This window comes from Stenotrophomonas sp. PUT21 (assembly GCF_052232875.1).
GTDB lineage: Bacteria > Pseudomonadota > Gammaproteobacteria > Xanthomonadales > Xanthomonadaceae > Stenotrophomonas > Stenotrophomonas maltophilia_N.
Genome location: NZ_CP197645.1, coordinates 255,785 through 280,075, shown reverse-complemented (window position 1 = coordinate 280,075; position 24,291 = coordinate 255,785). Strand labels below are relative to the sequence as shown.

Here is a 24,291-nt window from a genome sequence, read left to right as displayed (position 1 = left end):
TATCGTCGCGAGATAACCAGCATGTCCCTTCCCGAGCGCCTGTTCCAGCTGCAGCAGCACGGCACCTCCGTGCGCACCGAACTGCTGGCCGGCCTGACCACCTTCCTGACGATGTCCTACATCGTCTTCGTCAACCCGGACATCCTGGGTACCACCGGCATGGACCCGGGCGCGGTATTTGTCGCCACCTGCCTGGCTGCCGCACTGGGCTCGCTGGTGATGGCCTTCGCGGCCAACTTCCCGGTCGGCATGGCCCCGGGCATGGGCTTGAATGCGTTCTTTGCCTTCACCGTGGTCGGCGCCGCCGGCCTGCCCTGGCAGCAGGCACTGGCCGCCGTCTTCATTTCCGGCCTGGTGTTCCTGGTGTTGTCGCTCACCGGCGTGCGCGCGTGGCTGGTGGCCGGCATTCCGCCCTCGCTGCGCGCCTCGATCGTGGCCGGCATCGGCCTGTTCCTGGCGATCATCGCGCTGCAGAAATCCGGCGTGATCATCGCCAACACCGACACCCTGGTTGCACTCGGCCCGCTCAATACCGCGCCGCCGCTGCTGGCCCTGGCCGGCTTCCTGCTGATCGCCATTCTGGAAGTACGCAAGGTGCGCGGGGCGATCCTGATCGGGATTCTGGCCGTCACCGGTGCCGCCTGGCTGCTCGGCGATGTGCAGTTCCATGGACTGATCTCGCTGCCCCCGAGCCTGGCCCCGACCTTCCTGCAGCTGGACCTGCCCGGCCTGCTGCACCACGACGGCGGCGCGCCGATCGCAGTGCTGCTGCAGGTGGTGCTGGTGTTCGTGCTGGTGGAGGTGTTCGATGCCACCGGCACGCTGTACGGCGTGGTCGGCCGCGCGGGGCTGCTGAAGCTGCCGGGCGCGCAGAAGCGCTTCGGCCGTGCGCTGCTGGCCGACAGCACCGCGATCGTGGCCGGCTCGCTGCTCGGGACCAGCAGCACCACCGCCTTCGCTGAAAGCGCCTCGGGCGTGCAGGCCGGTGGCCGTACCGGTCTGACCGCGCTGGTGGTGGCCGCCCTGTTCCTGGCCGCGCTGCTGTTCTCGCCGCTGGCGGCGATGGTGCCCGGCTACGCCACCGCCCCGGCCCTGCTGTTCGTGGCCGGGCTGATGCTGCGCGAGCTGGTGGATGTGGACTGGGGCGACCTGACCGAATCGGTGCCGGCCGCGCTGTGCGCGCTGGCGATGCCGTTCACCTACTCCATCGCCAATGGCCTGGCCTTCGGCTTCATCGCCTACGCCGTGCTCAAGGCCGGCACCGGGCGCTGGCGTGAGGTGCACCCGGCGGTGTGGCTGGTGGCCGGGCTGTTCGTGCTGCGTTACGCGCTGGAGTGAGGGCGCACGCGCCTACCGACCGGTAGTCGGTAGGCGGCGCATCACGCCCAGGACGGCCGCAGTTGGCCGTCTGCGGCGAAGCGATAGCGGCCTTCGTACCAACCGATGGCAAACAGGCTGAGCACCTGCTCGTAATAGCGTGGCGGTGCGGCGCGTTGCTGCTCCGGGGTGGGCAGCGAGGCAGCCATCGCCTTTGCCCGGTCTGCCTCACCCTGCGCCTGCAGATACGGCACCAGGGCCGCCTGGAAGCCGTAGTTGCCCGTGCCTTCGCGTGTACCGGTGAGCGTGTTGACCTTCTCCGGCATCGGCTGCCCTTCGCGCAGCGTGCTCAACGGGCCGTGCAGCGCATCCAGCAGCGAGCGGAAACTGGGATCGTTCACGGCGGTCATGCCCGCCCATAGGTAGCAGCGGATGGCGTCGTAACTGCCGAGCGGGCCCTTATCCGGATCGGCGATGAAGGCACCATCGCGCCACGCCGTCCAATCGGGCGCAAAGCCGTGGGGTGCGGTGTCGCGCAACAGGCGCACGCTGTTGCCGATCACGGTGGTCCACGGGCCGGTCGGGTCGAGCGCGGCAAACCGGCGCAGCAACGGCAGCGGCACGTAGCTGGGATTGAAGCGCCAGGTATCTTCGGTCGCAAATCCTTTCGGGCCGGGCATCAGCATCGTGCCCAGGCCGGGCACATCGACCAGCTCCTGCACCTGGACCGCGGCCAGCATCGCCTCGGCGGTCTGGCGCAGCGCCGGGCGTTTCCACAACCGCGCAGCTTCGTGCAGGGTGTAGGCCAGCCAGACGTCCGAATCGCTGGCGGGATTGTCGTCGAGCACCTTCCACGCATTGGCCGTGGTGTCGCGCCCCCACAGCCAGGCCGGCAGGCGCTGGGCCATGCTGCCGCCGGCGAGGTTGTCCTCGGTCCAGCGCAGGATGCGGTCGAACAGTGGCTGGTCGTTGTCCACCAGCGCGAAGAACAGTGCGTAGGACTGGCCTTCGGAGGTGGAGCGCTGATCGGTGTTGTTGTGGTCGACCATGCGCCCGTCCGGGGTCACGCTGGAAGCACGCATCACCTGCCATGCCGTCCATGGGCCGGGGCCGCGTGCCGGGCCGTTGGCCGAGCAGGCCAGCAGCGGAGTAACGGCCAGCGCCTGCAGCAGGCGGCGGCGCATCCGATGGAACGATGGGGAATCAGTCACGGACGTCAGCCTCTTCGCAGCAGTAACCCGGCAAGCCTGCGGGACGCCCGCGGCCAGGTAAAGCCTGGCAGCGGGCCGGTCATCAGCGCATGACGGCGATCATTCACCCGAGGCGTACGGCGAGCGCAGCGGCTGCGGCTGCTTGCCCAGCCCGGCGCCGAGCCGGTCGAGCAGGAAGCGCAGGTACAGGCTGGTACCGAACTGGCGGTAATCGCGCGCATTGTTGAACTCCATGCGCCCGCCCAGGAACAGCTGCGAAGACAGCTGCCATTCGGCGGCGGCACTGAGGTTGTAGGACACGCCGGTCTTGGTCTGGCCGGTGTAGACCGGTTCCACGTACTCGGTGGTCAGACCCAGCAGCGCGGCCATCGAGGCCGCCTCGTAGGCGGCCTGCTGCATCGCCGGGTCGGTCGGGAAGTACGGCGCGGCGTCTTCCTTGAAGTGTTGCACGCCGACGCTGGTATCGAGCTGCCACGCGACGCGGCCGCTGGAGGTGCGGCCGTTCCAGTGCACCGGGAAGCCGACATCCACGTAGCGTTGCGGGCTGAAGTAACCGCCATGGCCATAGGTGAAGCCACTGAGGTTGCGGTCGTACTGCATCGCGGTCAGGTTCAGGCCGGCGGTCAGCGACTGGTTGTCGGTTTCCAGGGCATGCACGTAGACGCCCACGCCCACTTCCTGGCGATCATTGTCGGCCACGTTCTCGCCTTCCAGGCGATGCCAGGACAGGCTCGCGTAGCCGCCAAGCTGGCCGTTGTCGACCGTCGCTGCGAGCTTGGCACCGCTGGCGGTCACCCCGCCCCAGCGCAGGCCGCTGCGCGCATCTTCCACACCGGCGAAGGACAGCAGGCTGTCGGTCACCGCGCGGCGCGAGGCTTCGCCGGACCAGGTCAGCGCATCGCCGATCTGACCGCGGTAGCCAATGCCGCCGACGATCTGTGTGTCATCGAAGCCCAGTGGCGTGCTGCCGACATCGGCACGGAAACCACCGCGCTCGTAGCCGACCGAGACGCCGGCACCGCTGGCATCCTGAGAACTCATTCGGCGCGCACCGGCGGCGTTGGCCACCATCGCGTAGAGAGTGTCCTGGAACGCCTGCGGGGTCTGCGAGCCACCCCCGCCCTGGGCCAGCGTTTTGAGCTGGGCCTGCTCGGCGGCGCTCAGCCCGCGTACCAGGCCGGCATTGCCCAGCACCTGGGTGGCGATGTCGCTGATCGGGGTGTTGGCCAGATCACGGCTGAGGATGTAGCTCGGCAGTGGATCAGCGAACAGCAGCGCACGTGCGGCAGCGGCACGTTCTGCCTGGGTGAGCGAACCGTCGGTCTGGTTGAACAGTTCCTGGTAGCGGCCGTTGTCCAGCGCGCGGTCGTAGATCAGATTGCGGGTCGCGTTGCTTTCGCCACGGGTCAACAGCGTCTGGTACAGCGACGAGCCAACCAGATCATCGACCGGCGTGCGGTCCGCGGCCAGCGCCCCGGCCAGGGCGGCCTGCGGGCCACCACCGAAGCGGCTGGCGCTGGTGTACTCGGGATCCGGGCGCCCCGCATCGAGCACGGTCGGGGTGATGGCCACCTTGAGCTTGCCGTCGCCCACCGCGAACTGCCCTTCCAGCGGCACCTGCAGGTCGTCGAGCTGCCCCATGCCCGCTTCGCCCGCACGGGTGCGATACGCCGCGCCCACGGCCAGGCTGCTGCTGTTCTCGGCCTTGAGCGCGCGCAGTTCATCAAGCACGCCATTGCCAGTGGTGGCCGGTGGCAGCGGGCCAAGCGCGGTGTTGCGCGACGCGCGCGGCACGCTCGCCTGGCTCGGCACCTGGCGCGAGCCTGGCACCGGCAACGGCAGGGCGACCCCGCCACTGGCGGCGGCCGTGGCCATGACCGGTTCGGGCAGGCCATCGGCATCGATCACCGGGGTGACGCCCGCCAGTCCCGTGCTCATGCCCATCGACGGCGCTGCATCCATCGGCAGCGGTTCGGCAGCCAGACGTGCGGCCGCGGTCGGCAACGGCAGGCCACCATCGCGCAGCGCCGCGGTGCGGGTGCCACCGCCACGGTTGAGACCGGCGAACGGGTTGAAGCTGCCACCGCTTGCCAGCATCGCGGTGCTGGCCTGCGGGTAGCCGTTGTCGAGCTGGCCACTGCCCTTCGCGGCAGCGGCCAGGGAGGCACGGAAGTAGCTTTCGGCGCGGCGGTTCTTGCCCGCGGCGCGATACACACGTCCTGCGGCGGCCAACACATCCGGCGACTGCGGCGCCTGTTTGAGCGCGCGCTCCAGATACTGTTCGGCCAGGTCCATGTCGCGCATCGCCGCGGCACTGCCGGCAGCGGCGACCATCGCATCCAGATCGCCCGGGGCCAGCTGCAGCTGCTGCTGGTACAACGCCAACGCCTGGCCGTTGTCTCCCGCGGCGGCATACAGCCGTGCCAGGGCAGCGATGTTGCGCGGATCCTGCGGGCGCTCGGCCAACGCCGGGGCCAATACCGCGTATGCACCTTCGAGATTGCCGAGCTCGCGCAGCGCATCGACCTGGCGCAGCACGTAGCCGCTGCGCAGATCGTTCAACCGGGTCTGCTGGCTGGCCGACAATGGCACATCGGCCAGCTGGCGCAGAATCGCGGCGACCTCACCATCACGACCTGCGCGCAGCAGCACCGAGGCATATTCCAGGCGGTTGTCCACGCTGGGCGAGCCGCCTTCGATCAGGCGCTGCGCGAGCACCAGCGCGCGCTGCTGGCTGCCGATGTCGGCGTAGGCACCGGCCAACGCGGCCACGATGGCCGGGTTCTTGACCCGGTCGCCAAGGGCGGCTTCGGCGCGGGCCAGCAGGAGCTGCGCTTCCCCACTGCGCTGGCGCTGCATGAGGGAACGGGCCTGGGCGGCCTGCACCTGCACCCAAGCGGTGTCGTGCAGGGCGGTCATTTCCGAATCGCGCGAGGCGGCGGGAATGCGTTCGAGCAGCGCATACGCGCGCGGCCAATCGCTGTTTTCCTGCGCGAACAGGGCCTGGGCATACAGCGAGGTCGCCGAGCTGTCATCCAGCGCGCGCAGGCCTTCGATCACGCCGTTGGCCTGGTCGGGGCGGCCGGCACGCTTGTACAGCCGCGCCAGTTCCAACCGCAGCCATGGATCACGCGGCTGTACCAGCAATGCATCTTCCAGCTCGATCTGCGCCATCTCGATGCTGCCCTCGGCCAGCGCCTGCTGCGCGCGGGCACGGGCCAGGTTGGCGCGCAGCACGGACTGGCCACCGGCGCTTTCCTGCTGGGCCGGGGTCAGGCGGTCGAACAGCGCGGCCGCCTCATCGGCGCGGCCCAGGCGACCCAGCAGACCGACCAGGCCCTGCAGGGCGCCGGCGTTGCCGGCATCCAGTTCCAGCGCCTTGCGGTAGCTGCGTTCAGCCGCAGCCGGATCGCTGCCACTCTGCAGGTCGGCCAGCGCGACATAGCCGGCCGGTTCTTTGGGCTGCAGCGCGATGACCTGCTGCACGCGGGTGATGGCATCGGCGCCGGGCTGGCGACGCACCTCCTGCAGGGTCAGCCAGTAGCGCGCGGCATCTGCCGCGCTGCGCCACTTGCCGTTGATCGCAGCCGCCGGGCGCAGCAGTTCATTGGCCTCGCCAAAGCGCTCCTGGCGCAGGCGCACCGAGCCCAGGCCACCGAGTGCCTCGGCATCGCGCGGACGCGCGCGCAGCACCTGGGCGAAACGGGCTTCAGCCTGGGCCAGGTTGTTGCCGTCCAAAGCACGGAAGCCTTCGCCCAGCAGTCGCTGGTTCGGGTCCTGCGGCACCGGGCGGTTGGCGATGGCCTGTTCGCGCAGCTGCGCCTGCTTGGCCGCCACCTCGCGGTCATTCGGCACCACCTCCAGGAAGGCCTGGTACAGCGGCGCATCGGCGGTGGTGGCGTTGAGCCACAGCAGCGCCTGGCGCCAGGCCGCGCGTGCGGGGCCGGCGGTGTCGTTGGCCTGGCTGAGCGTGCGCAGCTGGGCGATGCCTTCGCGGCGGGTCGGCTCGCGGTAGGTCAGCACCTGCGCCAGCGCGAGCTTGGCCGGGTTGTTGTTGCCGGTGGCGATGCGGCGCAGGCCATCGCGCGCACGCGTCCAGCCTTCCGGCGTGCCGGCCAGCACCTGGTAGTACTCCAGCGCCAGATCATTGGGCGGGCCGCCCGCACCGAACGCTTCGTCGTAGGCGCGCACCGCTTCGACATAGCGACCGGCCGCCGCCGCGCGACGCGCGGTCTGCAGCTGGTTGCCACCACCGCCACCGCCGAGCGCCATGCGCAGGCGCGTGGTCTGCGCCGAGGACGGATGACGTGCCTGCAGTTGCTGCAGTCGCTTCTGCGCCTCGGCACGGCGGCCCTGGTTGAGGTCGATCAGGCCCAGGCCGAGCAGTGCGTCGGCCTGGTTGGGATCGGTCGCCAGCAGTTTGCGCCAGGCATCGGCCGCCAGATCCTCACGGCCCTGGTCCTGCCAGTAATTGCCCTGGCTGACCAGCTGCTGCGTCGACGACGCGTTCTGCGCGAAGGCCGGCACGGTCAACACACACAGGCCGACCAGGCAAAGGGGGGTCAGGGTCTTGCGGAACATGGCGAACTCCACGCGGGCAGCAGTCGCCCATCGGCAGAAAAACGGTAGCGGCGATCCATCCAGCCCTTGCCGAACAGCACCAGGGCACGATCGTAATAGTTGAGGGTGCCGGCCGCGGGAATCCGTGCCAGCTGCGCCTTGGCCAGCGCGGGCTGCCCGAGGGCACTGAGGTAGGGCAGCAGCGCAGCGGCAAAGCCCGGCGACGGTGCGCCGGTGCCGACGCCGCGACGCGTATCGATCTTCTCGGCAAAGCCGGTCTGTGCACGCAGCAGGGATGCCGGGCCGGACAAGCCGTCCAGCAGCGTGCGCCGCAATGGATCGGCCGGATCGGTCATCCCCGCCCACAGATAGCAGCGGATGGCATCGTAGCTGCCGTTCGCGCCTTTGCCCGGGTCGACCACGAAGGCCTTGCCGTTCCAGGCGATCCAGTCCGGCGCGAAACCAACCGGTGCACTGGCCCGCGTCATCGCCACGCTGCGTTCGGCCAGCCGCGCCCACGGGCCGCGCGCATCAACGGCGGCAAAGCGGCGCAGCACGAACAGCGGCAGGTAGCTGGGGTTGAGCGTCCAGCGGTCGGCATGGACGAAGCCGCGGTTTCCTGGCAGCAGCATCGGTCCGAAGCCGGGCAGCTCGACGACTTCGGCCGTACGCATCAGCGCCAGCGTCTGCCGGCCGGCTTCGACCAGGCCGGGGCGGTTCCACAACCGTCCGGCTTCAAGCAGTGCGTAGGCGATCCACAGCTCACCGTCGGAGGCGGTGTTGGTATCGAGCACGCGGAACTGGCCATCGGCGGCCCGGCCCCACAGCCACGCCGGCAGATTGAGATCGGCACGGCCACGGCAGAGATGGCGGCGGGTCCAGGCCAGAATCCGATCAAACAGGATCGGATCATTGTCCACCAGGGCGAAGAACAACCCGTAGGACTGCGATTCGGAGGTGCTGCGCAGGTCGGTATTGAGATGATCGACCACGCGGCCGTCCGGCTCGATATGCCGATCGACAAACGCGCGCCACTCGCGCCAAGGCGTGCCGCAGGCCTGTGCCAGGGCAGTGAGCGGCAGCACGGCGGCGGCACCGGCCGCCGCCATCGCCTGCAGAAAGCGCCGGCGCGCGGGCGCCAGCACGGGGACGGACGGGTCGCGCATGCTCAGCCGGACATCCCGATGCGGGCCTTGGCATTGCGCTTGAGCAGCCACCGCGCGATCAGCGCCAGCAACAGGCAGGCCAGGCCGACGAACGCCCCCAGGAGCAGCGGGCTCTGCGAGAAATACCAGCGCAGCCAGGTCAGCGGCGGCAGGTGACCGACGTAGTAACTCTGGTTACCGGCGAGGCTGCGCACTTTGTCCTTCTGCAGCAGCACCACACTGCCCTGGAAATCGCGCAGGCGGTCCGGATCGAACCACGCTTCAAACAGGCGGTTCACCTGGGCCGGGTCGTCGGCCATCACCGCGATCACGCTGCGACCCTTGCGTAGCGGCGACTCGAAGCCCATCAGTACGACGTCACCGGCATCCGGGCGCACGGAGACTTCGGCGGTGGTCGGCAGATCGGTGCGGCGCGCATCCGGCGACAGGAACGAGGGCATGCGTTCGAATACCCAGTCCGAGAGCTGGACACGGCGTGACTGCCCCGCCTCGCCGATCGGCAGGTGCGCGGCCCATTCGCCGAACAGCGGCTGGCTGCGGCGCGAGCCGAGCACCACCAGATCCTGGTCGGCATGCTCGCCAACCTGGCGCGCGGCGATGATGCGGTTGCGCAGTGCGGGATAACCGGTCGAGGCGCCCATGCGGCCGAGCAGGGTCAACACGTTGCCGACATCATCGGCGTTGGGGTTGTCCGGCAGAACCAGCACCGTCTCGGACAGATCGGCCAGGCGCGTGAACGGATACCCGGCATTGCCGAAGGCGGCCAGGTTGGGCATCGCCATGTAGTGGTCGAAACCGCTCAGGTCGATGCTGGTGTCGCCATCGATCGCCGCGGAGACATCCGGGAAGGTGTTCTTGCACTCGGCCGCCTGCGGGCGGTCGAAGAAGAAGTGGAAGCGCAGCTGGCTGTTGGACGAGAACGGCCCGGTGGGCAGCATCACCTTCTGCTGGATCGGCATCGCACCCGGTGCCTTGAGCTTGTTCCACAGCATGTCCGACACCGAACGCGGTGCCGGTCGACCGTTCAATGGCAGCGTGGTAACGAAGGCATCGTTGATGCTGATGTTCAGCGCCGACTTGTCCGCCCCTTCGGGCAGCGTATAGCGGTAGCGCAGGTCCAGCGGAATGCCGTCGCGGCGCCACACGAACAGGTCCGGCGGCAGCTGCAGGCCGATCCGGATCAGGTCCGGGTGGTAGCCAACCACGTTCAACTCGCTGGTCTGCCGCACCAGTTCGGACACGCGCACGGGCCGATCGCTGGGAATCCAGTTCGGCGCGTCGTACGGCTTGCGCGGCGCGATCTCCTTGAAGTCGCCGATGCTCGCGGTCGGGCCGGACAGCGGCGCGCCCAGGGTCAGTGCGGTAGCGGCGATGCGCAGTTCGCCATCGTCGCGGCCGAGCACCAGCAGCAGCTTGCCGTTGGCATCATTCGGGTTGGCAATCACAGCCAGGGTCGGCCCGCTGATGTCGGGCAGCACCAGACCGGCAGGCGGATTGCGCGGGGTGGCCACGACCACTGCGTTGCCTTCCAGCGGCACGGTGTCGATCGACGCGGGGAACAGCGCACCGCGGTAACCGGCCAGCGCGCCGAACCACGACGACACGATGCCGGCCGACTGCAGCAGGCCCTGCCCCGGCTGCCCGGTGAACACGAACGGCAGTTCCAGCCGGTTGGTGTCGCGGGCATCGAAGAACGGTACCGGCAGCAGCGACAGATCATTGGTCAGCTGCAGCGGCGCCCAACCCAGCTCCAGGTAGCTGGCGCTGTCGATGTTCGCCCACAGACTGGTGTGATCGGGATCTTCGCACTCGCGCGTGTAGTGGCCGATCAACTGCAGGTTGATCCGGTTGTAGTCGATGATCATGCGCGGATCGATATCGATATCGCGCTCGATCATCCGCCCGGCCTGGTCGACCGGGGTCGGCAGGGTCGCCACGGTGACGTCGTTGACGGTCACCTTCAGGTGAGACAGGTCCGGCAGCAGCGCGGGCGAATAGCTGTACTTCAGGTGCAGCAAGGCCCGATCCACCACCTGGTCGTTGCGGATCGAGAACGGCACGCCGGCCGTACCCTGGATGCCGCGCAGGGTGATCTCGTAATCGATGCCGAGCTGCTTGAGTGTGGAGCGGCTCTGCCGGGTCCCCGCGGCCGGGGCGGTGGGCAGCACGGCGGCGGGCGCGGCGTCGGCAGGTGCGGCCATCGGTTCAGCGGCCGCTGCCGTCGTGGGCACGGGCGGGCTCTGCGCGTAGACGGCCCCGCACAGCAAAGTCAGGGTGAACGCCACCGCTGCGGCGGACGGGCGCGGCAGGCGCACCGGGCGGAACAGGGAACGGTGACGACGGGTCATGCGGAATCTCCGGTGCGCGGCGGCGTGGGGGCATCCTTGCGGCCGCCCGCGAAAACGAACTGGCCCAGGCGGTGGAAGCCGCGCATGCTGGCCTTGAGGACGTCGGTGGTGGAACGCAGGAAGGTGTCGCGGTCGTGGCGACCCCACAGCTTCACCCAGATATCGGCGCGGGCGAAGGTGGAGGTGACCAGCCAGCGCTCCTGTTCCAGGGTGAGCTCACCGAACTGGATGCTGATGCCCTGGTCGTCGCGGTCATGCCGTACTTCGGCCGGCAAGCGCTGGCTGCGTTGGCGATGGGCCAGCTCGACCTCCACGCGCGTGCCCGGCTGCACCGGCTGGGACTGGTCCAGGCGGATCGCCATGCCACCGGTGGAGAAATTCAGCGTGCGACACGGTAATGCCTGCCCATCGGGCAGGTGCAGCACGGCGCGCATGTTGAGCGGCACGCGGTGCGCGCGGCGGATCTGGCGCTGTTCGCTGGAGGTGGCGATCACCGCGCCCAGCATGATCATGTTGTAAACGGTCCAACCCAGGTTCAACCAGATCGTATTGACCTCGCCGCTGGTCTCGGCCATCACCATCCGTACGATGCCGGCGATCACGCCGGCCAGGTTCAACAGCAGCAGCAACAGGTACGGGCGGGCAATCTGTGCATCGAAGTAGCTGCGCTGCACCAGGCCGCCCTTGGCGGTGACGTTGAACTTGCCGAGCTTGGGGTTGATCACCGCCATCAACGTCGGGCGCAGGATGTACCAGGCCAGCGTGGTCTCGTACACCTCGTTCCACAGCAGATGGCGGTGCTTGCCCTGCACGCGCAGGTTGGTCAGGTTGGCCATCACGATGTGCGGCAGCGCGTAGGCCAGGATCATCAGCGCCGAGGCGTGGATGACGTGCGCACCGAAAAACAGGAAGGCCAGCGGCGCGGTCAGGAAGATGATCCGCGGCAGGCCATAGAAGAAGTGCAACATCGCGTTGGTGTAGCAGAGCCGCTGCACGAAGCTCAGGCCCTTGCCGAACATCGGGTTGTCCACCCGCAGGATCTGCGCCATGCCACGCGCCCAGCGGATGCGCTGGCCGACGTGGGCCGAGAGGCTTTCGGTGGCCAGGCCAGCGGCCTGCGGCACCGGGATGTAGGCGCTGCGGTAGCCGGCACGGTGCAGGCGGATCGCGGTGTGCGCATCCTCGGTCACCGTCTCGATCGCCACACCGCCCACCTCTTCCAGCGGGCCGCGCTTGATCACCGCGCAGGAGCCACAGAAGAAGGTGGCGTTCCACTGATCGTTGCCATCCTGCAGCAGCCCGTAGAACAATTCGCCCTCGTTGGGCACGCGGCCGAAGTTGCCCAGGTTGCGCTCGAACGGATCCGCGGAGAAGAAGTAATGCGGGGTCTGCACCACCGCCATCTTCTCGTCGTGCAGGAACCAGCCCATCGACATCTGCAGGAACGAGCGGGTCGGCATGTGGTCGCAGTCGAAGATGGCCACGTAGTCGCCCGTGGTCTTCTTCAGCGCCGCGTTGATGTTGCCGGCCTTGGCGTGGTTGTTGTTGGTCCGGGTGATGTACTGCACCCCGACCTCTTCGCAGAATTCACGGAATTCTTCGCGGCGGCCGTCATCGAGCAGGTAGATGTTGAGCTTGTCGGCGGGCCAGTCCAGCACGGTCGCCGCCAGCACCGTGGTGCGCACCACCGAGAGCGGTTCGTTGTAGGTGGGGATGAAGACATCCACGCTGGGCCACAACGACTGGTCCTCGGGCAGCGGCATCGGCTTGCGGTGCAGCGGCCAGGCCACCTGGAAGTAGCCCAGCACCAGCACGATGAACGAGTACACCTCGGCCGCCACCAGGCCAAGGCCCAGGGTCAAATCCACGAAGCTGCTCATGCCCATGGTGTCGGTCAGGCGCCAGTACATGTAGCGCGTGGACATCACCAGCGACAGGCCCATCAGCACCAGCGGGATCAACCGGTTCTCGCGGTTGCGCAGGCACAGGGCGATCAGGAACACCACGGCCGAGAACAGGAACTGCTGGCCGATCTCCATCGGAACTGTGACCACGAAGGCCAGCAGCATGGCACCGCCGACCGCCAGCGCAAGCAGCGCCAGGCGGGCCAGAACGGCATCCCCTCTCGGGGTGGAAGACTTGCTCATGATGTTCCCCAACACGGCCGCTTGCAGCGGCATCCCCTTGCATCAGCCGGCCCCGTCGCCCCGCCCCGGGAGGCGCGAGGGACGATCACCGGCTACGTTTCAACCCTGCCGCAACCGGCTCAGCGGGCTGTGCCCCGGCGTTGCGCTGCGCGCGCCCGCCAGGCGCTGGAACAACTGCTCCAGCGGTGTCTTCTGCGCCGGTGCGGCGCTGACCGGCGTCTCCACCGGGGTCGTCTGCACCGGCGCGGTCACCGCTGCGGCATTGACCACCGGCGGCGCTACCACGGCTGGAATCGGCGGCGGTGTCTCGTCGCGCGGCTTGACCACCGTGCTGACGCGGGACTGGCTGTGGGAGAAATCCCGGTAAGCCCGCGTGTCATCGCGGTCACCCAGGCGGTTGAAGAGACCGGCCACGTCGTCGTGGCTCTCTGAATCGGCAGGTTGCTGAAGCTTGCTCATGGCACCATCGAAAGGGGGAGAGATTCAGAACACACGCGAGAGCGTGTACGTGGCTACATCGGGATGATCGCTCTGCAGATAGCGCACATCCAGCACCGACATCATCCCGGCGGCGCGGAACCACTGCCGGTACACACCTTCCAGAAACCCGGTATCCCAGCCGGCGCGGGCGCCGAGTACCGCCGACAACGGCGAGGCGGCGTGATGGATGCGCACCTGCTCGGGCGCTTCCTCGAATACGACCTGTCCCCATTCCGTCGCCGACCACACGGCGTTGGCCGCATGCTGCAGTTCCTCCAGCGTGGCGGCCGCCGGCAGCGCATGATCACGGCCGAAGCGCTCACCGATGCGCGCCATCAGCCGAGACAGCTCGGCATCGGGCAGCGCACTGTCGAACTCTTCGCAGAGCGCGAGCAGGAAGCCGCGCCACTGACGAGAGCACGCGTGGGCACGGTAGTAATCAAGCAATGCTGATGAATTCATCTGGAAAGCCTAGACGAACCACGATGCAGAGGCGGTATACGGGCAGTTACCGGCATCGATGTCGGTCAAAAGTGTGAACTACGCCTCACAATATTGTGGCACATCTGGCTTTCCTGCATAGCGAGCGCCCTGCGTCGCTTCCTGACCCGCCGCGTCACCCCCACCCGCCATGCTGAACGAAACACGTGGAGCGCGCGGGGTAAAGTGTGACGGCGCGGCGGGTGGAGCCGGCCGTGACGCCACTCAGCCCTCGGCCGGCAACTCGAACACCTGCCGCAGATACGCCAGATACCCGGGGTCATCACACATGCTCTTGCCCGGCGAATCGCTCAGCTTGGCGACCGGCTGGCCGTTGCAGCGGACCATCTTGATGACGATGTTGAGCGGCGTCGGCCCCAGGTCGTTGGTCAGGTGCGTGCCGACCCCGAAGGCGACCTGGCAGCGGCCGCGGAAGTAGTCGAACAGCTGCATGACCTTTTCGATGTTCAGCCCGTCGCTGAAGACCAGCACCTTGCTGCGTGGGTCCACGCGGCGGCTGTGGAAGTGCGCCAGCATCCGGTCGCCCCAGGTGAAGGGGTCACCGGAATCGTGCCGGACGCCGTCGAACAGCTTGCAGAAGTACATGTCGAAGTCGCGCAGGAAGGCCTCCAGCCCGACCACATCCGACAGCGCGATGCCCAGGTCACCGCGGTACTCGCGTGCCCAGGATTCCAGCGCGGCCACCTGCGAATCGCGCAGCCGCGGGCCCAGCGCCTGGAAGGCCTGCAGGTACTCGTGGGCCATGGTGCCGTGCGGGGTCATGCCGTACAGGCGGGCGAAATGCACGTTGCTGGTGCCCACGAACTGCGCGCCCAGCGCGTCGCGCAGCATCGGCAGCATGCGCCCGTGCCACTCGCGCGAGTAACGGCGGCGGCTGCCGTAATCGGCGATCCGGCACAGTTCGAACCCCGGGGTATCGCGCAGCAGCGCGGTCTTGGCCTGCAGGCGGCGCTCGCCCTCGCTGAAGTCCGAATCGGTGGTGTTGCGGAACCAGACCTCGTTGATGATCGCCAGCAGCGGCACCTCGAACAGGATGGTGTGCAGCCACGGACCGGTGATGTCCAGGTCGATCTCGTCCGCGACGGTGGTCGAGGGGCGCAGCGCGATGTACTTGCGGTCCAGGTGGAACAGGCCGAGGAAATCGGCGAAATCCGGTTTGACGAAGCGCAGGCCGCGCACGTAGTCCAGCTCTTCGGCGCTGAAGCGCAGGCTGCACAGGTGATCGATCTCGGCGTTGATCTGGTCGATGAACTGCGCCAGGTCGATGCCCGGGGTCCGGCACTTGAACCGGTACTGCACCTGCGCGCCGGGGTACTGATGCAGCACCGCCTGCATCATGGTGAATTTGTACAGGTCGGTGTCGAGCAGGGACTGGATGATCATGCTGAGGATTATGCGCCTGCCACCGTGTACGACCAACGGCCGACGGGCTCGGCGTGGAATGCGTTCACGGCACGTATCGCCCCCGGTGCGGACCCGGGTGCGCGGGCATCTAGCGGCGGCGGAGCAGGCGCGGGACCTGCACCAGCGCATGCGCCCAGATTGCGCCCCATACCGCGCAGCGCACCGGCCACGCACGCTGCGCTGCCTCGAATTTCCGGAAGTACCGCCACAACCCGCGGTGCTTGTGCCATTCCACGAAGAACGGCCGCGAGCGGCTGGAGACACCGCGCACATGGGTGACCTGCAGGTCGTTGGCGATCGCGATCACCGCGCCGGCCTCGCGTGCGCGGCGGCACAGGTCCAGATCCTCGGCGTGCAGGCGGTAGCCCGCATCCCAGCCACCGATCCGGTCGAACAGCGCCCGCGGCATCAGCAGCAAGGCCCCGGACAGGGCCGGCACGACCTGCAGTGGCTGGCTGCGGTCCACCGGGATGGCCAGCTTGCCGCCCTGCCCGGGGCTGCGCAGCATCGCGGCGAAATCCGGATCGCGGCGGCGCACTGCATCGTCGGGGCGGCCATCCTCGTCCACCTGCTCGACCCCCAGCAGGCAGTCACCCAGCGGCAGCGCGCGTTCGCGCAACAGGGCCAGGGTATCCGGGCCGACCATCAGGTCCGGATTGATGAAGGCCAGCCACGGCGCTTGGCTGTCGGCCACGCCCTGGTTGTTGGCCGCAGCAAAGCCGGGGTTGTCCGGATTGGCGATGAAGCGCACCCGCGGGTCGGCGCTGGCATGGCGCTGCACGATCTCCAGGGTGCCATCGGTGGAATCGTTGTCGACCACGCGGATCTCGGCGATGTCGCGCGCCTCGCGCAGGCGCAGCAGGCAGGCATCCAGCGTGCTGGCGCTCTGGTAGCTGACGATGATGGCGGCGATGGCAGGGCTCAAGCGGGCGACTCCGGGGCAGCAGTGACAGGGGGCGCGAACAGATCGCCCTGCGCCTTGGGCATTATCGCCTGCCGGTGATGCTGCTGGAGGTCGTGGCGCGCCTGCTGCAGGGGATCGGCCATCAGGAAGCCGGCCAACCGTGGCGGCCAGCCCGGCCAGCGCGTGGCCAGCGCCTCCATGTCGCCTTCGCCGGTCAGCCCTTCGGCGACGCGGGCGATAAAGGCGCTCTCGCACAGCGCGTTGCGCCAGCCGAGCCCGGCCATGCGCAGGCTCAGGTCGATCAGCGCCGCATTCCACGAAGCATAGCTGTGCATGTCCAGCCCGCCGGCCTTGCGTCGCGCATTGCCACGCAGCATGACGGCATGCGTGACCGCCGAGGGCAGCTCGGGATGCAGTGGCGGCATCGCCGCGCAGGCCTGCGCCAACGGGGCCAGATCCAGGTCATCGGGCAGCGGATTGATCTCGCCCAGGCGCGGCCAGGCCGCCGTCTCGCCAGCATTGCACCATGGCGTGGCCGAGCCGATCGAGGCGTCGCGCGCCAGGCAGGCCTCCAACTGCTGCAGCCACCCCGGGGCCGGGATCGCGTCCGGTGCCAGCACCACCACATCGGCGCCGGCGCACGCGGTCAGCATTTCATCCAGATGGGCGATTTCGCCGATGGCCCGGGCGCGGCGGGTGTACTCGGCCTGCAGCGGCGTGTGCGTGAGCCAGTGCTCGATCACGGCCTGGGCACGCGGCCCGGCCTGCCCATCATCGGCCAGCCAGATCGCCGTGCCTGGCGCGGTACCGGCATCGAGCGCGGCCAGGCAACGGTCCAGGGCGGCATCGTCGACCCCGATCGGCAGCAGGATGACCGTGCTCATGGGGACCTCTGCGTACTGCCGTCTTCGCCGTGTCGCTGTGTCATCGCAGGCTCCCTTGGGCGCGGCCAGCGTAACAAGATCGGCCCCTGCGGTGACAGCAGGGGCCGGGCCACCCTCAGCGCTTGCCCTTGTGCTCGGGGAACGGCTCCATCGCGCGGAAGCGGCTGCTGTACTCGTCGGTCAGGTTTCGCGACTCCTGCGCGTTGCGCACGATGGTCGGGGTCAGCAGCACGATCACTTCGGAACGCCCGGACTTCTTCGTCTTGCTGCCGAACAGCGCGCCGATGACCGGGATCCTGCTCAGGCCAGGCACGCCGTTGGCACCATCGTCATCGGAGTTGGTGATCAACCCTGCGAGCATGATGGTGTCGCCACTCTGCACCGCCGCTTCAGTGGAGATCTTGCGGGTATTGATCGGCGGGTTGCAGGTGGTGCGGGTCGGGTCGCAGCCGCTGGGGATCGCGCCGGCCGAGCTCACCTCCTGCACGATGTCCAGGAAGACCACGCCATCGCGGGTGATCCGCGGGCGCACCTTGAGGATCACGCCGGTATCCAGGTACTGGACCTGGCTGTAGGTGTTGTCGCCGCCGATGCCGGTATTGACCGAGACCGAGTTGATCGGGATCTGGGTGCCCACGTTGAGGGTAGCTTCGGCGTTGTTGCGCACGAACAGCGACGGTGTCTGCAGCAACCGCAGGTTGCTGACTTTGTCCAGCGCGCTGACCACGGCGGCCGCGTTCTTGCCGAGGAAGGTCCAGCCCACGCCGTCGTTGCCCACGGTGCCGGAGATGCTGCCCCAGATCGATCGGCCCAGCGCGCTGGGCAGGTCGATGCCGCTCTCGGTCTTGCCGGTGGTCACGGCCTGTTCGAAGAACCAGTTCACGCCGTAGCTGAGGTCACCGGTCAGCGCGACCTCGGCCACCTGCGCTTCGATGTGGACCTGCATCGGCATCACATCGAGCTTTTCGATCACTTCGCGGATCGAGCGCCAGGCCTGCGGCGTGGAGCGCACCAGCAAGGTGTTGGTTTCCTCCACTGCCGAAACGCCGACCGTATCGCCCTGCACTTCCAGGCTGAAGCTGGCGTTGCCGGACTGGCGCTGTGGCAGGCTCATCGTGCCATCGCCAAGCCCGCCGCGACTGCTCCCATTGCTGCTGCCGCTATTGGAGAAATTGTTGTTGCTGCTGTTGCCATCACGGCTGCCGAGGTCCATCGGCGAGGCACCGGGCGCCAACGCGCTGCTGCTACGGCCGCTGCGGCCGTTCTCGTTGGCAAAGGCCTCGGCCAGTCGCTCGGCCAGGTCCTTGGCCTTGACGTAACGCAGCTCGTAGGAGAACAGCCGGGCGCTGCCGCCAGCGGTATCGATGCGGTCCAGCCATTGCTGGATCTGATCCAGGTAACGCACCTGCGGGGTGATCACCAGCACCGCGTTGGCATTCTCCAACGGCAGGAAGCGGAACATGCCGGCGCTGGGGGTTTTGCTCTCCTCACCAAACACTTTTTCCAGATCGGCGGCGACCTGCTCGGCCTTGCCGGACTGGATCGGGAACACCCCCACGGACATGCCCGAAAGCCAGTCCACATCGAAGATCTCCACCGTGCGCAGGTAGTTCTCCAGCTCGCTGCGGGTGCCGCCGAGGGTGATCACGTTGCGGCCGTTGTCGACGTTGACGATGGCATTCGGGCGCGCGTACGGCTCCAGCACCTTCTTCATTTCGGTGGCCGAGATGTACTGCAGCGGCACCACGCGTACCTCGAAGCCGCGCGCGTTGGCCGGCGAGGCGGTGCTCGGCGAAACCGTCCCGGCCAGTGCCTGGTCGGCGGGCACGATGTTGTAGCGGCCTGCGCTGTAGACCATCCGCGCGTTGTTCCAGCCCAGCACCATTTCCAGCAGGTTCAACGCCTGCGCCGAGGAGACCGGCTTGGGCGTAGCCAGGGTCACGGTGCCCTGCACGCCCGGCGCAATCACATAGTTCTGGCCGAGGAAGTCACCGAGGATCGCCTTGACCACCGCATGCACCGATTCGCCTTCGAAATTGAAGGTGGCATTGCCGGTGGAGGCATTGCCCAGCGACGGCTGCGGGGCGGCGGCCGCACTGCGGTTGATCATGGTCCCGGTGCCGCGGCGTATCACCGCCTGCGGCGTGCCGCTGCTGCCCAACGGCTCGGCGTCGATGCCCTCGCGGGACCCATCGCCGGCGACCACCTGGTGACTGCCGAGGACTGCATCACGGCGCACCTCCGGCGCAGGCACGGTGGTGCAGCCCACCAGCAGGGCGACAAGGAACGAGACGGGAAAAAGGCGCAGGGTCATGCTGTCACTCTAAGGGTTTTGGCCGGAGCCGCCCGCGGGCGGTTGCTGCGACTGCTGCTGTTGCTGTTGCTGCTGCAATTGCTGGCGACGCGCCTGGATGCGCTCGCGGATCGCCTTCATCTGGTCTTCGCTGGGGCCCTGCGCGTTCTGCGCAGGAGCCGCCGCATTCGACGGCGTCCCTGCCTGGGGCGCAGGGGGTGCGGACGGCGGTGGGACGGGCATCGGTACGGCTGCGCCATTGATCGGACGGGCACCGGCCCCGGCCGGGGGAACCGTGGTGAGCGGCGTAGCGCCCAGCACCGTGGGTGGTTCACCGCCCTGCCCATTGAACACCGGCAATTCCAGGACCTGCGTGCCACCGGGGCCGCTGACGGTGGCGCGGCGCGGTTCCAGCGCCAGCAGTTGCCACCCGTTCACCGCTTCACCATTCAAACGCAACCGCAGCGACTGGCGCTGATCGGTGGTCAGGATCGCCATGCCGAAGCCGGGAGTCAGCAGCACCCCGGTCAGCGAGACGCTGCTGGCGGCGCCCTGCTCGCTGCCGCCGAGCAGATAGGGCCGCGGTTGGCGGTCTTCGGCAAACAGCGGGCGCGCGCCGATCTGTGCATAGGTGCTGGCCGAGGCCATGCGCTCCGGTGCGGCAGGCGCTAGGCTGGGCAACGGCGCAGGACCGGCATCGCCATGCGTGGCCGGTGCGATGCGGCCGCCAAGGCCGAACAACGTGGCAATCCAGATCGCCAACGCCCACAGGGCGATGCCTCCCAGCCACCACGTGCGCAGGCCGGCTGCTTCAAGCTTCATGCTCGACCTCCTCGGCAGCGTCGGGTGCAGGCGCCGGTTCGGCCGCATCGCTGGGCGGCGCCGTGCCCGGGTCGGAATGCTGCCCGGCATTCTGCTCGGCCGGCAGCGCCAGGGGTGCCGGGGCAGGAGTTCCGGGCTCCAGCGCGGCGCCGGGGCGCAGATAGCCGACCAGTTCAAACGAGACATCCAGGCCGGTGCCGGTTTCGCTGGGCGATTGCTGGAAGCGCTGCGCAAGCAGGTTGAGGTTGTCCACGAACAGGCGCGGGCTGCCGGTCTCCAGCGTGTGCAGTACGGCCGCCATCTCGGGCACCCCGCAGCGCAGACGCACCTGCAGTGCCACGCGCGGGAAGGCCGGCTCGCGGTTGGTATCGGGCAGCGGGGTGCGGTTGCTGATCGTGCAGCTGCGATTGCCCGGGCTGGCGGACGCCACCGCATCCTGCAGACGGCTGGAGAGCGCAGCAGCGGCCGATTCGGCCGTGGCCTCGCGCAGGAAGCCGGGGCGGCCCTCGAGCGCCGCCTGTACCTCGCGCAGCTGCGTGGCGATCTGCCCGCGCTGCGCCAGCTGCGCCTCCACGCGCTGCTGGCGTTCCTGCACGGCGGTGATGTCGGCGTTGATCGCCAGCAGTGGGCGGGTCAACCACGGATGCACGAGCAGCAGGTAGGCCACGGCGATCACCGCCAGCAGCAGCCCCAGCGCCAGCCAGCGATCACGGCGCGTCGGTTGTGCTGCCATCGGCAACCTCCTTGGCAGGGGGCGTCGCACCGGGCAGCGGCTGCAGCTCTGCGGTGAGCGTGAAGCGGTCGCGGCCGCTGGTCGCTCCATCAGCCTGCAGCACGCCGGTCAGGTTGACCTTGCGCCACAACGGCGAGTCCTGCAGCAGCGGCACCAGTTGCGAGGCTTCGCGGCTGAGCCCGATCAACTGCAGCGTGTTGCCTTCGATGGAGAGTTTTTCCAGGTAAGTGCCATCGGGCAGCAGGCGGGTCAGCTCGTTCCACAGCTCAACGGTACTGGCATGCTCGGCGCGCTTGCCCTCCAGGAACGCAGCGCCTTCGACCAAGCTCTGCAACTGTTGTCGCTCGGCCGCGACCCGGCGCGCATCACGCGCGGCGTCATCCACCTGCGTGCGCAGCTGGTCGGCCGCCGCCTGGCGGTTGTCCAGGAGTTGATGGCCGGCCAGCGCGAGCAGCACGATCGCGCCCACGGCCAGGAGCCAGTTCCAGCGCGCCATCGGGTCGCGATACGGCTGCCGCTGCCCGATCGGAAGCAGATTGACGTCCAGCGGCTGACCCGTGGCATCCACTGCATCGACGCCGGCCACCGCCTGCGCCCACGGCCCGGCCTGCAGCGCCCACTGCTCCAGCTGCGCGCGCGGGATCACCACCAGCTCGACCTGCAGCTGACCATCCGGCAAGGCCCCGAGCTCGCGCACGTCATAGCTGACCTGGCTGGCATCGAAGGGCGTCTGCCGATCGATTTCAAAACCGACCACATCGCGCAGCCGTTCGGCGGCCGCCGCGGGCAAGCGCAGCGGACGGCGCAGCACGCTCCCGGCGGGGAGCAGCCAGTGCCGGGGCAGGCTGCGCAGGCGCGCGTCCAGCACACCCTCCAGCGCGGCTGGCGCTACCGGCCACGGCAGCTCGGCGATCGCCTCGATCTGCTCGCCGGTCTGGCGCTGCAGCCGCAGAACGTCGCCTGCGCGTTGCAACAGCAGGCGCGAACGCGACCACCCCATCGCCCATTGCCACCGCACCGGCAGCCAGGCCAGCAACGACTGCCGCCACCAGCGCAGGCTGCTGCCCACGCCGGGCGACAAGCGCCCGCGGGCCCGCACCAGACTGTCACGCCATGCCGTCATCTTGCTGCCATTCCCTGTTCCCAGCGAAGTACTGTGTATGCCGTTCCCGGCGTGCCTGCCGACCCCATCCTCACCACGGCGCGCAGTACCGATACCCGGCCGCGTTCGTCCGTGGCGCGACTCTCGATACTATAGGTGCCACTGCCACCTGCAAGCGGCGTGACCGGCAAACCGGCCTCATCAGCGGCGGCAGCACGTTCGCGCTCGGCCAGCAGGCGCTCAGCGTCCAGCCCCAGTGCCGTCAGCACCGGGCCCGCCGCAAAGCGCGGGTCGGGGCGTGCCTGGCGACTGTACAGGGTCAGCATCGGCTCGATCCGCGCATACAGGTCTGCCTCCATGCCGAGCACGCGCTGCAGTTCACCCACGGTCTCGAAGCGCGCATTGCGTGCGCCGTACGGAAGGCCCGCAGCGACGTAATCGGGCGTCTCCGCGCCGCCACCGGGTTGTTTGAGACTGTCGGCATCGCGCCAGTCGACGATAGCGCCGGCCAGCTGCTGGGCGTGGTCAGGCGCCTCTCCCATCGCGCGCAGGAATGCGCTGAGCAGGCTCACGTCGGCCAGATTCAGATTGATCTTGCCGTTCTCGTCAAGAATCGTCAGATCGATCCGACGCGTATCGAAGGTCCACCGGTAGCGGCGGCCATCGGCTACCCAGGCCGGCTGGGCGGCACGCGGCTGCAGCCGATGCAGCGCATATTCCAGGCCGGCACGGGCGTACTCCTGGCCGATGGCATCGTCGCCGATCACGCGCTGCTGCATATGCTCCACGCGTGCGCTCAGCGCGAACGCGCCGATCACCGCGGTCAGCAGGGCGATCATCCACAGCACCAGCACCAGTGCGGCACCCCGCGCCGGCCTCATGGGCGATCCCCACGGGCCGGCGGCAGCGCCGCGATCATCGGGGGCCACGCCGGTCCCTGCAGCGGCATGATCTCGATCGAGACCAGCAGCGGTAGACGGCGGGTGTCGTCCCAGCGGTCCAGCCACTGTGTCAGCTGGCCCGTGCGCGGATCGGTGCCGCGATAGCGGAAGCGCACCTCGCGCAGCTGATCGGCCAGCATCTCCGGCGGGCGCGGCGGATTCTCGTCGATCGCCTCGCCGTTCTGCAGCAGGGTCAACGCGACCTCCAACTGCTCTGCCCCCCCGGCACGGCGGACCTGCAGTTCATGCGCATACGGCCCGCCGCGACCGAGATAGCCCGGCAGATCGGACACAAACAGCATGCGCTGCGGCTCGCCGACGAAATACACCGGATCACGGGTCGGGTCCGGTGGCGAGGTCGCAATCACCAGCGCGGTCGACAAACGCCGGCGCAGGAAGCCTTCGACCGCGCGCATGCGCTCGTTCTGTGCGGCCATGCGTTCGCCACGCTGGCTGATCGCCATGGCCGAGCGCACGGTGGCGAAGGCCAGCGCGAGGCCACCGACCAGCAACGCAGTCGCCAGCAGGATCTCGATCAGGGTGAAGCCGCGGGCACGGCGGACGCGTAATGTCATCGCGGCGCGCCCGGTACCGGCGGCAACAGGCGCAGGCTGCGCCACTGCAGCTGCTCGCCATTGCCCGGGCCCCAGCGCACCTGCAGGGTGATCTGCGCCAGGGTCGGCCCGCCGACGTCCTGCGTCACCGGCCCCGTGGTGTTGCGTGGTTCCTGATACGGCGCCACCTGCAGCTGCCAGCGGTACCTGCCCTGCTCCCACTCGCCCTGCGTGCTGCCCTCCTGCAACGGGGCCTCCACACCGGTGCTGGCCAGCAGTGACTGCGCATACAGCGTCGCGCGGCTGCGCACATCGGCCTGCCCGACCTGGCGCGCCGCGCCGGACAGACTGCCCAGCAACAGCGTCAACGCCAACGCCAGCAGCGCGAAGGCGATGATCACCTCCAGCAGCGAATACCCACGCTGGCGCTTCATCGTCCCTCCCGGCGCGGGCCGGCGCGGACTTCGCCGGTGATCCAGCCCACGTGGATCTCCCACACTGCACCGCGCGTGCTCAGGTCGATGCTGCCGCCACTGGCGGCGCCGTCGGCGAAGAAGGCGATCGCCCCCTGCCCGGGCGCAGTGCTGAGCTGGCCGGCGCCGCGGAACCGCACGTCCAGCGCGGCGGGAATCTGCCCGTGGCGGCCGTTGGCGGCCTGCCACGTGCGTTGGCGTGGGTCGATCAGAAAACGCTGAGTCTGCCCGGTGGCGATGGCCTGGGTGCGCGTGTAGCGCAGCTGGCTGGCGATCTCCTTGCCGGCGTTGCGCAGGCGCATGCCATCGATGCCGCCGTTCATCGCGGTGGCGGTGACCACCCCGATGATCGCGATCAGCGCGACCACCAGCAGCATTTCCAGCAACGACAGACCACGCGCATGCGCGCCCGTGGGCACGCGGCGCGGCGGTCTGCCTGGCATGGGCCACA

19 protein-coding genes are annotated in these 24,291 nt (G+C 68.7%); 1 reads left to right on the top strand and 18 read right to left on the bottom strand.

Features of this window, described 5'->3' with window-relative positions:
• Positions 1-21 precede the first annotated feature (21 nt).
• Positions 22-1,338: an NCS2 family permease gene (locus ACTT2I_RS01215; protein WP_443096760.1), complete on the top strand. Its 1,317-nt coding sequence runs from the start codon at positions 22-24 to the stop codon at positions 1,336-1,338.
• A gap of 41 nt (positions 1,339-1,379) precedes the next feature.
• Here ACTT2I_RS01215 and bcsZ (ACTT2I_RS01210) read toward each other — a convergent pair whose 3' ends face one another.
• The 18 genes from bcsZ (ACTT2I_RS01210) to xpsH form a co-directional block, all read right to left on the bottom strand.
• Positions 1,380-2,501, bottom strand: a complete 1,122-nt coding sequence (bcsZ, locus tag ACTT2I_RS01210) for a cellulose synthase complex periplasmic endoglucanase BcsZ (protein WP_421100297.1) — start codon at positions 2,499-2,501, stop codon at positions 1,380-1,382.
• A 126-nt stretch (positions 2,502-2,627) separates the two neighbouring features.
• Positions 2,628-7,109, bottom strand: a complete 4,482-nt coding sequence (locus ACTT2I_RS01205) for a cellulose biosynthesis protein BcsC (protein WP_421100204.1) — start codon at positions 7,107-7,109, stop codon at positions 2,628-2,630.
• Positions 7,091-8,254: a cellulose synthase complex periplasmic endoglucanase BcsZ gene (bcsZ, locus tag ACTT2I_RS01200; protein WP_421100205.1), complete on the bottom strand. Its 1,164-nt coding sequence runs from the start codon at positions 8,252-8,254 to the stop codon at positions 7,091-7,093. The genes ACTT2I_RS01205 and bcsZ (ACTT2I_RS01200) overlap by 19 nt, the downstream gene beginning before the upstream one ends.
• A 2-nt stretch (positions 8,255-8,256) precedes the next feature.
• Complete coding sequence (gene bcsB / locus ACTT2I_RS01195) at positions 8,257-10,602, bottom strand: cellulose biosynthesis cyclic di-GMP-binding regulatory protein BcsB (protein ID WP_421100206.1); 2,346 nt, start codon at positions 10,600-10,602, stop codon at positions 8,257-8,259.
• The gene (gene bcsA, locus ACTT2I_RS01190) at positions 10,599-12,749 is read right to left on the bottom strand and encodes a UDP-forming cellulose synthase catalytic subunit (protein ID WP_421100207.1); all 2,151 of its coding nucleotides are present in this window, start codon (positions 12,747-12,749) and stop codon (positions 10,599-10,601) included. The genes bcsB and bcsA overlap by 4 nt, the downstream gene beginning before the upstream one ends.
• A 99-nt stretch (positions 12,750-12,848) precedes the next feature.
• Entirely contained in the window at positions 12,849-13,208 is a 360-nt protein-coding gene (locus ACTT2I_RS01185) for a hypothetical protein (RefSeq protein WP_421100208.1), read from the bottom strand.
• A 24-nt stretch (positions 13,209-13,232) separates the two neighbouring features.
• Positions 13,233-13,691, bottom strand: a complete 459-nt coding sequence (gene bcsD, locus ACTT2I_RS01180) for a cellulose biosynthesis protein BcsD (RefSeq protein WP_253247724.1) — start codon at positions 13,689-13,691, stop codon at positions 13,233-13,235.
• A gap of 243 nt (positions 13,692-13,934) precedes the next feature.
• Positions 13,935-15,113, bottom strand: a complete 1,179-nt coding sequence (gene pncB / locus ACTT2I_RS01175; RefSeq protein WP_421100209.1) for a nicotinate phosphoribosyltransferase — start codon at positions 15,111-15,113, stop codon at positions 13,935-13,937.
• A 109-nt stretch (positions 15,114-15,222) separates the two neighbouring features.
• Entirely contained in the window at positions 15,223-16,059 is an 837-nt protein-coding gene (locus ACTT2I_RS01170) for a glycosyltransferase family 2 protein (protein WP_421100210.1), read from the bottom strand.
• Positions 16,056-16,922, bottom strand: coding sequence for a glycosyltransferase family 2 protein (locus ACTT2I_RS01165; RefSeq protein WP_088433927.1), 867 nt, complete (start codon positions 16,920-16,922; stop codon positions 16,056-16,058). Before ACTT2I_RS01165 ends, ACTT2I_RS01170 begins: the two co-directional genes overlap by 4 nt.
• Before the next feature lie 115 nt (positions 16,923-17,037).
• Positions 17,038-19,236: a type II secretion system secretin GspD gene (gspD, locus tag ACTT2I_RS01160; RefSeq protein WP_443096759.1), complete on the bottom strand. Its 2,199-nt coding sequence runs from the start codon at positions 19,234-19,236 to the stop codon at positions 17,038-17,040.
• 9 nt (positions 19,237-19,245) lie between these two features.
• Positions 19,246-20,037, bottom strand: coding sequence for a hypothetical protein (locus ACTT2I_RS01155; protein ID WP_421100212.1), 792 nt, complete (start codon positions 20,035-20,037; stop codon positions 19,246-19,248).
• Positions 20,027-20,770: a type II secretion system protein GspM gene (gene gspM / locus ACTT2I_RS01150; RefSeq protein ID WP_421100213.1), complete on the bottom strand. Its 744-nt coding sequence runs from the start codon at positions 20,768-20,770 to the stop codon at positions 20,027-20,029. Before gspM ends, ACTT2I_RS01155 begins: the two co-directional genes overlap by 11 nt.
• A complete protein-coding gene (locus tag ACTT2I_RS01145) occupies positions 20,745-21,893 on the bottom strand; it encodes a PilN domain-containing protein (RefSeq protein WP_421100214.1) in 1,149 nt (382 codons plus the stop codon). Before ACTT2I_RS01145 ends, gspM begins: the two co-directional genes overlap by 26 nt.
• Complete coding sequence (locus ACTT2I_RS01140) at positions 21,890-22,753, bottom strand: general secretion pathway protein GspK (RefSeq protein WP_421100215.1); 864 nt, start codon at positions 22,751-22,753, stop codon at positions 21,890-21,892. Before ACTT2I_RS01140 ends, ACTT2I_RS01145 begins: the two co-directional genes overlap by 4 nt.
• The gene (locus ACTT2I_RS01135; RefSeq protein WP_421100216.1) at positions 22,750-23,388 is read right to left on the bottom strand and encodes a type II secretion system protein J; all 639 of its coding nucleotides are present in this window, start codon (positions 23,386-23,388) and stop codon (positions 22,750-22,752) included. The genes ACTT2I_RS01140 and ACTT2I_RS01135 overlap by 4 nt, the downstream gene beginning before the upstream one ends.
• Entirely contained in the window at positions 23,385-23,801 is a 417-nt protein-coding gene (gene xpsI / locus ACTT2I_RS01130) for a type II secretion system protein XpsI (RefSeq protein WP_421100217.1), read from the bottom strand. The genes ACTT2I_RS01135 and xpsI overlap by 4 nt, the downstream gene beginning before the upstream one ends.
• Complete coding sequence (gene xpsH, locus ACTT2I_RS01125; protein WP_421100218.1) at positions 23,798-24,283, bottom strand: type II secretion system protein XpsH; 486 nt, start codon at positions 24,281-24,283, stop codon at positions 23,798-23,800. The genes xpsI and xpsH overlap by 4 nt, the downstream gene beginning before the upstream one ends.
• Between the last annotated feature and the right edge of the window lie 8 nt (positions 24,284-24,291).